General features: G+C 64.3%; 12 protein-coding genes. 5 read left to right on the forward strand and 7 right to left on the reverse strand.

Annotated features, from left to right (window positions below; all coding sequences use genetic code 11):
* Positions 1-66 precede the first annotated feature (66 nt).
* Positions 67-567: a DUF456 domain-containing protein gene (locus AC1RNP_RS05765; protein ID WP_493050310.1), complete on the reverse strand. Its 501-nt coding sequence runs from the start codon at positions 565-567 to the stop codon at positions 67-69.
* Between the two features lie 356 nt (positions 568-923).
* On the opposite strand from AC1RNP_RS05765, the gene AC1RNP_RS05770 reads away from it, so the two are divergent.
* Complete coding sequence (locus tag AC1RNP_RS05770; protein ID WP_226468500.1) at positions 924-1,139, forward strand: cold-shock protein; 216 nt, start codon at positions 924-926, stop codon at positions 1,137-1,139.
* Positions 1,140-1,224: 85 nt separating this feature from the next.
* Here AC1RNP_RS05770 and AC1RNP_RS05775 read toward each other — a convergent pair whose 3' ends face one another.
* On the reverse strand, positions 1,225-2,325 hold the full coding sequence (locus tag AC1RNP_RS05775) for a M35 family metalloendopeptidase (RefSeq protein ID WP_493050311.1): 1,101 nt from the start codon (positions 2,323-2,325) through the stop codon (positions 1,225-1,227).
* A gap of 385 nt (positions 2,326-2,710) precedes the next feature.
* On the opposite strand from AC1RNP_RS05775, the gene AC1RNP_RS05780 reads away from it, so the two are divergent.
* Entirely contained in the window at positions 2,711-3,484 is a 774-nt protein-coding gene (locus tag AC1RNP_RS05780) for a sterol desaturase family protein (protein ID WP_493050312.1), read from the forward strand.
* 116 nt (positions 3,485-3,600) lie between these two features.
* Here AC1RNP_RS05780 and AC1RNP_RS05785 read toward each other — a convergent pair whose 3' ends face one another.
* Both AC1RNP_RS05785 and AC1RNP_RS05790 read right to left on the reverse strand, forming a co-directional pair.
* Entirely contained in the window at positions 3,601-4,083 is a 483-nt protein-coding gene (locus AC1RNP_RS05785; RefSeq protein ID WP_493050313.1) for a glycine zipper 2TM domain-containing protein, read from the reverse strand.
* A 145-nt stretch (positions 4,084-4,228) separates the two neighbouring features.
* The gene (locus tag AC1RNP_RS05790; protein WP_493050314.1) at positions 4,229-4,672 is read right to left on the reverse strand and encodes a hypothetical protein; all 444 of its coding nucleotides are present in this window, start codon (positions 4,670-4,672) and stop codon (positions 4,229-4,231) included.
* Between the two features lie 57 nt (positions 4,673-4,729).
* Here AC1RNP_RS05790 and AC1RNP_RS05795 point away from each other — a divergent pair, with 57 nt between their 5' ends.
* Positions 4,730-5,695 (forward strand): tRNA threonylcarbamoyladenosine dehydratase, encoded by a 966-nt coding sequence (locus AC1RNP_RS05795; protein WP_493050315.1) that lies wholly within the window; start codon positions 4,730-4,732, stop codon positions 5,693-5,695.
* 86 nt (positions 5,696-5,781) lie between these two features.
* Here the strand turns inward: AC1RNP_RS05795 and AC1RNP_RS05800 are convergent, their stop codons facing one another.
* The 3 genes from AC1RNP_RS05800 to AC1RNP_RS05810 all read right to left on the reverse strand — a co-directional run bounded on the left by AC1RNP_RS05800 (position 5,782) and on the right by AC1RNP_RS05810 (position 10,567).
* Complete coding sequence (locus AC1RNP_RS05800) at positions 5,782-9,252, reverse strand: beta-propeller fold lactonase family protein (protein ID WP_493050316.1); 3,471 nt, start codon at positions 9,250-9,252, stop codon at positions 5,782-5,784.
* Between the two features lie 291 nt (positions 9,253-9,543).
* A complete protein-coding gene (locus AC1RNP_RS05805) occupies positions 9,544-10,323 on the reverse strand; it encodes a TatD family hydrolase (protein ID WP_493050317.1) in 780 nt (259 codons plus the stop codon).
* A 13-nt stretch (positions 10,324-10,336) separates the two neighbouring features.
* Complete coding sequence (locus AC1RNP_RS05810) at positions 10,337-10,567, reverse strand: DUF6116 family protein (RefSeq protein WP_493050318.1); 231 nt, start codon at positions 10,565-10,567, stop codon at positions 10,337-10,339.
* Positions 10,568-10,763: 196 nt separating this feature from the next.
* On the opposite strand from AC1RNP_RS05810, the gene AC1RNP_RS05815 reads away from it, so the two are divergent.
* Together AC1RNP_RS05815 and AC1RNP_RS05820 are read left to right on the forward strand one after the other, a co-directional pair.
* Positions 10,764-11,588: a glycine zipper 2TM domain-containing protein gene (locus AC1RNP_RS05815; RefSeq protein WP_493050319.1), complete on the forward strand. Its 825-nt coding sequence runs from the start codon at positions 10,764-10,766 to the stop codon at positions 11,586-11,588.
* A gap of 176 nt (positions 11,589-11,764) precedes the next feature.
* Positions 11,765-12,928: an acyl-CoA dehydrogenase family protein gene (locus tag AC1RNP_RS05820; RefSeq protein ID WP_493050320.1), complete on the forward strand. Its 1,164-nt coding sequence runs from the start codon at positions 11,765-11,767 to the stop codon at positions 12,926-12,928.
* Positions 12,929-12,991: the final 63 nt, after the last annotated feature.

Below are 12,991 nucleotides of genomic sequence, written 5' to 3' on the forward strand. Positions count from 1 at the left end.
CCGTCCGACATGTACCGATGCCGCAGCGACGCGCTTGCGCGCGCCTATGCGGGCGTAACGTGTGCTTCAGAGAAACCAGGCCCATGCGAACAGCCCCAGCATCGTGCAGGCCAGCGCGATTTTCAGCGCGATGCCGAGCGCGATGCCCAGCCACGTGCCGAAGCCGACCTTCGCCGCCTGTCCGACGCGCTGGGAATCGATGCTGCGCCCATGCCAGAGTTCGCCCAATGCCGCGCCGGCGAATGGTCCGACGAACAGACCGATCGGTCCGAAGAACAAGCCCGCGAACGTGCCCAGCACGGCGCCCAGCAATGCCTTGCGACTGGCGCCGACGCGTTTCGCGCCGATCGCCGTGGCCCAGAAATCGATGCCGACCGAGAGCAGCGTCAATACGCCGAGAATCGCGATCCACCACCACTGCACGCGCTCGAATCCATCCGCGGCGGCGGCCAGCAACATGCCGGCGAAGATCAGGGGAACGCCGGGCAGAGCCGGCAGCACGATGCCGATCAGACCCAACAACACCATTGCGGCGGCGATCACGTACCAGGCGGCATGCGGGTCCATCTTGATCCTGTTCCTGTGGATGAGAGAGGGCACGTCATCACGAGGGCGGGGCCGGATATGTGACGTGCGTTATGAATAATATCGATCTTATAAGGAGAAAGGGGCCAAAAGCCCCCGAAATCCGGCCTTTCAAGTGCTCCCGGAGGCTGATTGCATTTTCACAAATGCCGGGTTAATTTGCTGGCGCTGTGTTTGTCAAGGCCACATCGTACCGTGGCCTGGATGCGTTCGATCCGTGCTGCCGGCTCCATCGATCCGCGACACCGTTCCATTTCGCTTCCTGCTTGCGACCAGCCGCCGACCCATCCCGCAAGATGGCGGTGTTCCATACGAGACTGCTACGGGGAGTGATACAGATGTCAGAAGGTGCTCGCGAAAACGGAACCGTGAAGTGGTTCAACGACGCCAAGGGCTTCGGCTTCATCAGCCGCGAGAACGGCGAGGATGTGTTCGTGCATTTTCGTGCGATCCAGACCCAGGGCTTCAAGAGCCTCAAGGAAGGCCAGAAGGTCAGCTTCACCGTCGTGCAGGGCCAGAAGGGCCTGCAGGCGGATGCGGTGCAGCCTCTGTAATCGACTGGCTTCGATCGACTGGCTTCGATCCGAAAAAAACCCCCGGCAGCGATGCCGGGGGTTTTTGTTTGCAACGAAGTGACCGTCAGTTCTGGGACGGGGTGTTTTCTGCGAAGTACTCGTGGCTGTCGGCATTGTTGAGCGCGCTGTCGGGATCGCTGATGGCGAGGCTCTTGGCGCCGCTCTGGCCGTACACCACGTCGTCCGTTCCCGCCACGACGTTGAAATGGCTCATCTCGTGGATCAGGGTGCCGGCCTTGGAGTCGGTGCCGGTGAGCGGTGCGGTCCAGAAGGCCTTGCAGACATAGATCTCATACGGCTGGTTCGGATACACGTAGGCGTAGTAGTTCTGGTTGCAGCCGCAGTTCACGGTGATCTGGCCGCCGCTCTGGTCCATCGCGCTGTCGATGGAGGTGAAGTGCGACTTGGCCGTGCTGTAGCGGGAAGAGGTGTAGGTGCCGAACCAGGTGGTGTAGCGCGGGCCGGTATTGCCGGCGTTGAGATAGCCCTTGCTGTTCTCGGTGTAGTTGCGCGCGGCGGAGATCGCCTGGTCGATGTCGTTCATGCGCGTGGTCGTGCATCCCTTGTAGGTGATGCCGTTGACAAGGGTACCGCCGCCACCGGGCTTGCCCTTCGATGCGGTTTTCATCGCGCCGAGCTGGTCGCTGCCGTCCACCCACAGTCGCACCGACTGGCTCTGCAGCAGCATCGGCAGGCCGTTGGGCGATTTCAGCATGCTGCCATCGCTGCTCGAAGCGTATTGCAGGGGCGATCTCAACGTGACCGAGTAGTAGCCGCTCTGGGCCAGATCGTAGGCGGCCGACAGATCGACCTGGACGCGATACTGCTCGCCAGCCTTGAGGATGACGAAATCCTCGGCCTGCGGCAGGCCGCGCTTGACCAGCTTGCCTTCATAGCGAACCGGCTTGCCGTCGCGGCTGACCTGGAACAGACTGGCTTCGAGATCGTCCGAGGGCAGCTTCTGCTTCGGAACGCGGACGGTGTGGTTGCTGACGTTGGTGACGACGATATCCACGACGCCGAGGAACGAACCCGCTTTCGCGTTGGCCGCCGCCATCTCGACGCGCAGCGGATTGGATTTCGCGAAAGGCTGGGCGGCGTCGCTGGCGATGCCGGCGCCGAGCAATACGGTTCCCATCGCCACGCTAAGGATGGTGCTTCTCATCGAGTCTTCTCCTCGGGAGTTGTGAAAGTGGATGTGCGGTGGATGTGGATGGCCCCTGTCCCCACAAGTTAGCCTTGCGGCGGCGGCGAAGCATGTTGCGCACGCAGCATGTGCATGAGATGAGAAATCCTGTTCAGGGAGCCTGGCCGCGACTGCGTTTCAGCCAGTGTCCGGATTCCGGCGGCGGCATGCGGGAGTCGCGGGGGCACGGTCGGCTCGTTGCCTGAGTTCTGTCGGAGCCCTATAGTGATGAATAGGGAATCAGGTGCACGATGACGAGAGAAGGATGCGGCACCGTTCAAGGTGCGGCGCGGGGTGTCCAAATGGAAGTTGGCGAAATCAAGCAGCGGCTCGAAGCCGCGACCGGTGAGGCGGTCGCCTGAACATGCTCGGCGATTACTTCAAACTCTATCTGTTCCAGACACCCGCCATCCTCTGGGCGGCGATTCTCATCGCCGGTACGTTCTTCGACCTCATCATCAATCGCCGGTTCGGCGAACAGATCGGGGCGAAGCTGCGGAACATGGCGAACGGCATGCTGGTGTGCGCCATCTATGCACTCCTGGTTCCGCTGGTTCACATGGCGCGTGAACGCATCATTCCGCCGGGTCAAAGCGGCATCCTGCCTTTTGATTTTCCCTCGCACAATTCGCTGGTCGTGATCCTGCAGGTGGCCGCCTACTACGTGATCGTCGACTTCTTCTACTACTGGTGGCACAGGGCGCAGCATCGTTTCCGGCCGCTCTGGCTCTGGCATGGCGTGCATCACAGCGACACGAATTTCAATGCGACCACCTATGTGCGTCAGCATTGGAGCGAGATCGTGATCCAGGCCTTCGTCGTGAGCCTGCCGGTGCTCTTCCTGTTCGGAGACACGACACCGCCGGTGATCGCCGTGCTGTTCTTCACCGTGTGGAATTTCTTCGTCCACGCCGACGTGAAGATCGGTACCGGATTCTGGTCCCGCATCCTGACGACGCCGCAGCAGCACCGGATCCATCACGCGCTGGACGCCAAGCATCACAACAAGAATTTCGCCGCCCATTTCCCCATTTGGGATCTGGTGTTTGGAACCTACTGCGCGGCCGAAAAGGGCGTGAAACCGCCGACCGGACTGAGCGAAAGGATTCCGGGGCTGCAGATGCGGTTCTTGAAATAGAAGATTCTTGAAATAAAGAATGGCCCCGGTTCACGGGGCCATTCTGTTTGTTGCCATTGCCGTGTCCGGCGCGACGAATCCGGTCGCGGCAACGGGGGGCGATCCTTCAGACGGGATCAGCGCACATAGGCGTGCCCACCGCGCACTTCGACGTAGGAGCCTTCGCGGATACCGCCGAGGTCGCTTTGCGTGAACGTGGTCGTGCGGCCGTCGTCGAAGCGGACGTACAGGCGATAGGTGCTCGATTCCTGCACGCGATTCTGGATCGCGTTGCCCGCCAGGGCACCGCCGACCGCACCGGCGACCGTCGCGGTGTTCTTGCGTCCCTTGCTGTCGGTGTTGTGGTCGGCGATCTCGCGCGCCGCAGCGGCGCCGACGATGCCGCCGAGTACCGCGCCGGTGGCGTTCGGCACATTCTGGCCTCGGGCGACGGTTTCGATGCGCGTCACCGTGCCGCAGGCGTCGCAACGGCTGCCGTAGGAACCGCCGCCGTAATTGTTGCCATAGCCACCGCCGCCGTACCCGGGCGAAGTGGTGGCACAACCCGCGGCCGCGAGTACGGTGATCAGGGCGCCGGCGCCGAGCAGACGAATCTTCATGCCAATCTCCTCAGTCATCATTCGCGGAAAGGGGGCCGCGGTTGCACTGACCTTAGGAGCCTGACGGTGAACCGGTCACCAATCGCGCGATCGTCCGGAAACCGGCCTCAGCGGCGATTCATTCGCGTGTGCGGAGAAGCACGGGTCAGTTGCGGAAATCCTGATGGCAGGCCTTGCAGGCTTCGCCGATCTTGCCCGCCGTCGCGCCGACACCGGCGCAGTTGAGCGGAGGCGAGGTGAGGGCGCCGTCGAGCGTGGCGCGCAGCTGGCTGGCGTGCTTGGCGAAGCGTTCGTCCTCGCGCAGGTCGCCGAAGGCCGGCTCGATGTCGTTGGCCATCGTGCGCAGGCTCTGCAGGTGCGGAAGAATATCGGTCGCGCCGCAACGGTTCGCGTCCAGGCTGGTTTTCAGCTGGCTGGCGTGCGCCTGCATCACGGTCATCACCGCGTCGGGGTAATGGTCGCGGCGGGCATCGATCGCGCGCATCGCCATGACCGTCGCCACCGCGCCCACCACCAGGCCGAGCAGGAACAGGAAAAAGTAGCGGCCGAAGGCCGACGATTTCGGGGCGGGACTGGGCGTTGTCGACATGGCGGGCTCCTGGCTGGCTCCGGCCGAACATAGCATGCGTGGCAGTAGACTATGCAAATGCAGACGACACGCCATCGGGCCGCCATCGCCGTTTCCAGTGAGGCACGCTCCAACGGAGCGCGGTCCGATCATGGATCAGCGGATTCGGCGGATTCGACGGATTCGATCGCTCCCGATCGGGGCTTCGCGTCCTTCGACGATGCCGACAAGACGCCGTCGCCACGGGGCGATTCGCTCTGGCAGGAACGCTTCGCCGGCATCGACCGGTTGTACGGACGCGGTGCGCTGAAACGATTCGCCGCCTGCCATGTCGTGGTGGTCGGTCTGGGCGGGGTCGGTTCGTGGCTGGTGGAGTCGCTGGCGCGCAGCGGCATCGGCGCGCTGACGCTGATCGATGCCGACGACCTGTGCGTGTCCAACACCAATCGCCAGTTGCCGGCGCTGGAAGGCCAGTACGGCCGTGGCAAGGCCGAGGCGATGGCCGAGCGTTGCCGCGCCATCAATCCGGCGATCGATGTGCGGCCGGTCGCCAGCTTCCTGACGCCGACGAACATGGAATCGTTGCTCGGCGCGGGTTTCGATCTGGCGGTCGACGCCTGCGACAGCTTCCGCAGCAAGGTCGAGATGATCGCCTGGTGCCGGCGCCGCAAGCAGCCGATCATCACCGTGGGCTCGGCGGGTGGCAGGATCGATCCGACCCTGGTGCGCGTGCGCGACCTTTCCCGCACCGAGCACGACGCGATGCTGGCGCTGGTGCGCAAGAAGCTGCGCGGGGAGTTCAATTTCCCGAAGGGGCCGAAACGCTACTTCGGCGTACCGGCGATCTATTCGCTGGAGAACGTGCGCTATCCGCAGGCTGACGGCAGTGTCTGCGGCTTGCGTCCGCAACTGGGCGCCGATGCCGCACTCAAGCTGGATTGCGGGGCAGGGCTGGGCGCGGCCACGCACATCACCGGCTCGTTCGCATTCGCCGCCGCCGGGAAGGCGCTGGAAATGCTGCTGAAAAAAAGCCGCGAACCGTAGGCATACGGTCGCGGCTTTCCCCCTTTCCGCTCCGCACGGCGCCTCCTGGCGCCGCGCGGTATTGTGCTGCTTGAGAATCTGCTTGCTTAGAACGTGGTGAAGGTGGGCCACTGCAACAGGACCGCCTGCACCGCTTCGAGCAGATAGTTGTGCTCGAGCGCCGTCTCCATGCGGTCGGTTTCCACCGGCGCGTTGGGGTTCGACGGCTGGATGCTGGTCTGGGCGATGCCGGACGTCACCGCATCGACGCCATCGGGAATGCCATCCTCGTCGCGATCCAGGGCCATGCGCGTGCCGGCACCCGGCGGGACGCAGGTGTAGGTCACGCTGTTGCCCGGTTCGACCGCCAGCGAGCGCAAGCCGCTTTCCGAGAACGTGGGAATGGCGCTGTCCGATGTCGCGAATTCGCCGTTGTCCTGCAGCAGGAAGCTGTACGACTTGCCGTAGATCAGGCCGTTGGCGATCAGTTCGCAGCGCTTGATCTTCTCCGCACCCGGACGGGTATGCGCCAGCGCGCGATCCACCAGCAGGTCGACACGGGATACCGCGCCCGCGCTCAGCTGATTGAGCGTGAACTGCTGTCCCACCGCCGGAGCGAGCCCGTTGTCCTCGGCCATGATGAACTTCAGCAGGCCGGGCAGTTCCTCGGGCGGCACGACGAAGCCTTGCTGGCCGGTACGGGCCGCGCCGATGAAGTGCTCGGTGGTGTCCATGGCGCCGTCGTGCATGAAGCCGAAGCCGGAGACCTGCGGCGCGTTCTTGTCGCCGTAAGTGCCGAGCATCGAGGACATGCCGAACATGCCGACCTTCTGGTACAGGTTGCGGAAGTGCGCGACCTTCATGTCCTGCGGCAGGCCTTCGAAGCTCATCTTCGTCGCCGAGCCGAAGCGCTGCTGCTCCGGATGCAGTTCGTGGCACTCGTTGCAGGTGGTCATCGTGGCGTTGCTGATGCCGAACTCGTCACGCAGCGCGCGGAATCCCGTGGTCAGCTTGTTGTAGAACACGTTCTTGCCCACGACCTCTTCCGGGGTCAGGGTATCGTCCAGGTTGCGGATCGGGTTCGGCGGATAACGCAGTTGCAGGAGGAAGTCGGCGAGCGTTCCCATCTGTTCCTGGGTCGGTTCGCTGGGACGTCCCACCAGGCTCACGAAGGCCGGGGCGAACTGCTTGAACGCGGCCCTTTCGCGCGATTCGCCGTTCACGCGTGAGGCGCCGGTGCGGTCGCCGCGCCAGTGTTGCGGTCCGTTGAACTCCAGGCCGCGGAAGCTCTGCGTGGTCATCGGCCCCTTCAACGGATGGTTGGCGCGCTGTGCCAGCGTCGAGGCGATCGAGGTCACGTACTTGCGCGGATTCGGCGCCCACCTGTCCTTTGGATTGCCGAGGTCCCAGGCCAGGCCATCGTTGTCGCCGAACAGGTGGCAGCTGCTGCAGGACGAATCGCCCTTGGCGGAACTGAAGCGCGCGTCGTACAGGAGCGGACGGCCTTTCACCACGAAGTCCGGTTCCGGGTTGTACATCGGCACCGACGCGGTTTCGGCACGCAAGGCGGTGTTCACCACCGCGATGCTGTTGTTGAAGCGCGTGAGCACGTACATGCGGCTGCGTGCCTCGTCCAGCACCATGCCGGCGGGGCCGCCGCCACTGACCGTGATCTGCGACAGCGCCGACGGGGTGAAGGAATTCGCTTCCAGCTGGTCGGTGTTGAACACGCCGATCTTCGAGGAACCATACGCGGCCAGGTACAGCGTGCGGCCCTGGCTGTCGACCTGCATCTGCAACGGCATCGCCAGGCTACGCTCGCTGTCGCCGGGATTGCCGTAGGTGGCGGCATCGACCAGATGCTTGTTGAGATTGCGTGGCAGCACCTGTCCGTTCTTGATCACGGTGATGCGGTTCTGGATGAAGCGGCCGTTGACCGAGAGCTTGCCGTCGGTGCGGTCGTCACCCTCGAAGCGGTTGAGATTCTTAGCTTCCAGGTTGGACACGTACAGCGCGCCCGAGACCGGGTTGACCGCGATGTTGAACAGCGAGGTGCCGACGTGGGCGAAGTCAGTCTTCACCACCGGATCGGCCGCATTCGCGTCGATCGCGAACACATCCTTGTCGGGCAGCTTGAAGTTGACGTAGTCGTTCCACTTGGTGCCGTAGCTGTCGACCCAGTCGGTGCCGTTGAACTGCACGATCACGCCGGTGTTTGGTGCCCATTTGCCGTCGAGGTTGCCGAGCAGGCCGCTGGCGTCGGTCTTCAGGCCGGGCTTGCCGAACTTGGTGCTGTTCGGACCAAGCAGCAGCGTGTTGGGGCCGATGACCGTGCTCTGGTTGCCGGACTTGTAGATCGCGGCGTACACCGTGCCGCCATCCGGGCTCACCGCCAGGCCGCGCGCGGGCATGCCGAACAGCGTGAGGATTTTCAGCGGCGCGGCGTCGTTCTGCTGCTGATCGACGCTGGGCGCGTCGTAGACCCAGACATCCGCGCGGCCGATGCCGGGCGTGAGCGCGGCCATGTCGGACGGCGAGTTCTGGCCGCGATGCGCCGTGGTCACGAAGGCGCGGCGCTTGTCGGGACCGGCGAAGACGATGTCCTGCGGTTCGTCGCCAACCAGCAGGGTGCGCTTCACGTATGGCACGGGCGCCGCGATGTCGACCACGCTGACGCTGTCGGACAACGTGTTCACCACCCACGCCTCGCCGTCGTTGCGCAAGGACACCGCGACCGGCTCCATGCCGACCGGCACGCTCTTGAGCAGACGCGGAGCCGCCTGGGTGACGTCGAAGATTTCCAGACGATTGTCGGGCGTGTTGACCGCGTACAGCCGCGTCTTGTCGGAATTCAAGGCGAGCGGGCGTACCTGGCCGCTTTCGAACGCGTTGTACGACCCCTGCACCTTGACGTCGACCTGGGCGGGGACGGTGAGCGGAATCGCCTGGATGACCGAACGCACCGAGAACTTGAAGCGGTCGAAGCCGGTGTAGCCGGGATTCGGCGTGTAGGTCACGTAGGGCGGCGTGCCGCTGAGCGTGCCGTGCTTCGGCTGCTCGGCGATCTCGTAGATCAGCAGCGGATCGATTTCATCGGCGATGATGTCGCCGCCCACGGTGTCCGAGCGCAGGCGGATCGGCACCGGCGTGTTGCGCTGCGTCAGCGACGACATGTCGCGCGGTTCGGGAATCGCGGTTTCGCGCAGCTCGAACGCCTCGATGATGACGTCGGGAATGACCGGGATGCTCAGCAGGCCGGAGACGATATTGCTGATGATGAAGCCGAGGATGGTCGTTCCGGGGTCCTCGCCCGGAACCAGTGAAGTCGCCGAGTCGGAAGTGTTGCCGAAGATGACCGCTCTTGCCGCGGCCTCCTGGGATTCCTGTGAGGGCGCCTGACTGCCCACCGTCGTCGTCGTCGACAAGGGCAGTGGCTGAGGCGCGGGCATGCCCTGGCTGGCCGGGGCGGTGTCGGCGGTTTGCGTGGTGGCTTCCTGCGTCTGCAGATAAGTCGCCGTCGCTCCCGCGGTGCCGATGGCGGCAAGCGCCAATGCACCTAAGAGTTTTTTCTTTGCCATGGAGAGAGCTCCTGAGATTTTGGACACGGTTGCCCGCTCCGGCGCGGCGCGCGCCAGAGAAACCGTTGGGTTGAACGCAAAACTTCCCCTTACGACTTGAGGATCAAGTCGTCGCATTCAGATTGGAATGGGTTTCCCTACGAGCTTATTGCAATCAATGCGTCGTCAATGTGCCGTGATGAGATATGGTTCACAGCATGGCGATGATTTGTGTGAGTGCGATTTTGATGTCGCGCATTGGTCATGGGGCGCGTGATGAACGCATGCGCGATGAGTGCACGATATTCCGCGCTAGTGCGTGTCGATGGGCGCAAGCTTGAACAATCGTTCCGCGTTGCGTGTCGTCGCAGCATTCAACTCATCGGCGTCGATGCCGCGCAATGCGGCAATGGTGTCGCGCACGGCGATCAGTCGCGAAGGTTCGTTGCGTTCGCCGCGAATGCCGGCGTCGGGCTGATCCGGAGCATCGGTTTCCAGCAGCAGAAATTCCAGCGGCATCGTGGCGGCGAGTCGGCGCAGACGGTTGGCGCGATCGTAGGTGACCGGTCCGCCGAGACCGAGCAGGAAACCGAGATCCCACAGTTGTCGCGCCTGCTCCGGACTGCCGGAGTAGCTGTGAACCACGCCGCGCAGATGGCCGATGCGTCGGATCGAGGCGATGACCGCATCGACGGCGCGCCGCGCATGCACGATCACCGGCAGGTCGAACTCGCGCGCGAGGCGCAGCTGCGCGTCGAAATAATGCTGCTGGGTGTCGTGATCCAATCCTTCGGCGAAATAATCCAGGCCGCATTCGCCGACCGCGACCGGCCGCTCGCGCTCGATCCATTGACGCAGCGCATCCACATGTTCCGGACGATGTTCCGAGAGATACATCGGATGCAGGCCGTAAGCCGGATGCAAGCCGTCGCCCGTCGCGCAGACATCGCGCAACGCGGGCCAACTGGCGGCGTGGATCGCGGGCACGATCTGTCGCGTCACGCCGGCGTCGCGCGCGCGGCGCACCACCGCGTCGCGATCGGGATCGAACTCCGGCGCGTCGAGATGACAGTGGCTGTCGATCAGCATCATGCGGTGGGGGCGATCATCGGCGGGTCGCTTCGCCTTCGATGGTCTTGTCCGCGTCGGCTGGCTTGGGCTTCTTCCAGTTCGCCAGCAGCAACGTCCCGAGGCCGAGCAGCAGCTCGTCGGCGAAAGGAATGAAGTCCGGCACGACGGCATCGACGAGGAACAGCACCACCGCCGTCAGGAAGAGCTTGGGATAGCTCAGGCGACCGAACCAGCGCAGCACGGGGGCGAGCAGGGGGTTGGGCATGAAGGTGACCTCGTCGGACGGATGATGGGGGCAAAGATGGGGCTTTGACGGCGACGGAACGCCAATTGTCCTAATATCGAGTTTAGCCCCGCGTCAGCTTCGCGCGTCGGCAACCGGGACGCGTTCAGCTGGCGAATGCTGCAATTCACCCGACACGATCAGAGCGGATCATCCGCCACCCAACGAGAGGCTCACCATGAACAAGAACACGATTGCCATCGCTATTGCAGCACTGCTCGTCGGGGGCGTCTCCGTCGCCGCCTTCCAGAGCGCCCGCAAGCCCGACGCGCCGGCCACCGCCGGGCAGCTCTCCGGCGACCCCGCCCAGCAGCAGGATGCGGCTCTCCAGGGCGACACCGCCCAGGGCAACAACATCCCCGGCAGCGGTCGCGTCGACTACGCCGACGTAGTGAACGTCAAGCCGATCACCAACAGCGAAAAGCTCTATGCCACCGTGATCGGCACCGAGCCGGTCCGCGAGACCACCACCCAGTCGACCCCGCGCGAAGTCTGCAACGATGTCGTGGTGCAGGAACGTGCGCCCGAGCGCGACGGCAACGTCGGCGGCACGGTGGCCGGCGCCGTCATCGGCGGCCTGATCGGCAACCAGGTGGGCAGCGGCAACGGCCGCAAGCTGGCGACCGTCGCCGGCGCGGTGGGCGGCGGCTTCGCCGGCCGCGAGATCGACCGTCGCCACGTCGGCGGCCAGGTCGTCAACCGCACCGAGCGCCAGTGCCACACTGTCTCCGATACATCGCAGTCCTCGCACGTGGTGGCCTACAACGTGACCTACCGCAACCCGGACGGCACCACCGGCACCATGCGCACCGGCAGCAAGCCGGGCAGCCGCATTGCCCTGGGCAACGAGGACCGCACCGTCGGCTACGACGTGACCTATCGCTACAACGGCCAGGAGCGCACCGTCCGCATGGACAACGAGCCGGGCCAGCGCCTGCCGGTGATCGACGGGCAGGTGGTGACGCAGACGGCGTCGGCGGACGGCGGCAGCAACCGCTACTGATCGATGCGGTAAGCGTTTTCTCAAACGCGTGTTTTTCCCGAACGTGTTTTGCTGAGCAATGTTCCCCGAAACGGGGCCGGAGCGATCCGGCCCCGTTTCGTTTTGCGCACAGGCAATCGGGCTTCGCTCGCGAGGACCGGTTAAAATCCCCGTTTCCCTTCTTCAAGATCGCTCCCATGGCCCTGCATCCCTATGACCTGTACGACGTCCGCTCCCTGCTCAGCGAAGAGGAGCGCGCGGTGCAGGACACGGTGGCGCGGTTCACCGACGAGCGCGTGCTGCCGATCATCGGCGATTGCTTCGACCAGGGCCGCTTTCCGAAGGAGCTGATCCCCGAGATGGCCGAGCTCGGCCTGCTTGGCTCGTCGCTGCCCGAGGAATACGGCTGCGCCGGCCTCAATGCCGTCAGCTACGGCCTGATCTGTCAGGAACTGGAGCGCGGCGATTCCGGCATCCGCAGCTTCGCCAGCGTGCAGTCCTCGCTGTGCATGTACCCGATCTACGCCTACGGCAGCGAGGAACAGCGCCGCCGCTGGCTGCCTGACATGGCCGCCGGCAAGGTGATCGGTTGTTTCGGCCTGACCGAGCCGCATGGCGGCTCCGACCCGGGCAACATGAAGACCAACGCCCGCAAGGACGGCGGCGACTGGGTGCTCAACGGTTCCAAGATGTGGATCACCAACGGCAACCTCGCCGACATCGCCATCGTTTGGGCGCAGACCGAGGAGGGCATCCAGGGCTTCCTCGTCGAAAAGGGCTTCCCCGGCTTTGCCGCCCAGGAGGTCAAGCACAAGATGAGCTTGCGCGCCTCGGTGACCAGCGCATTGTTCTTCGACAACGTGCGCGTGCCCGAAGCGAACCGCCTGCCGAACGTGAAGGGCCTCAAGGGACCGCTCGGTTGCCTGACGCAGGCACGCTACGGCATCACCTGGGGTCCGATCGGTGCCGCGATCGCCTGTCTGGACGAAGCACTCAACTATTCCAAGGAACGCATGCTGTTCAACCGCCCGGTGGCGGCGACGCAGAGCGCGCAGATCAAGATGGCCGACTGGGCGCGCCGCATCACCACCGCGCAGTTGCTCTCGCTGCAGCTCGGCCGCCTGAAGGACGCCGGTAACATGCAGCCCACGCAGGTCTCGCTGGCAAAGTGGAACAATTGCCGCATGGCGATCGATATCGCGCGCGAGGCGCGCGACCTGCTCGGCGGCGCCGGCATCACCACCGAGCATTGCCCGATCCGCCACGGCCTGAATCTGGAATCGGTGATCACCTACGAGGGCACCGAGACCGTGCATCAGCTGGTGGTGGGACGCGAGCTGACCGGCATCAACGCGTTCTAGTTTTTCCTTCTCCCTCCGGGAGAAGGTGGCGCGAAGCGCCGGATGAGGGCGGGAGAATTCCGG

This window comes from Luteimonas sp. GW821-FHT14E02 (genome assembly GCF_058803905.1).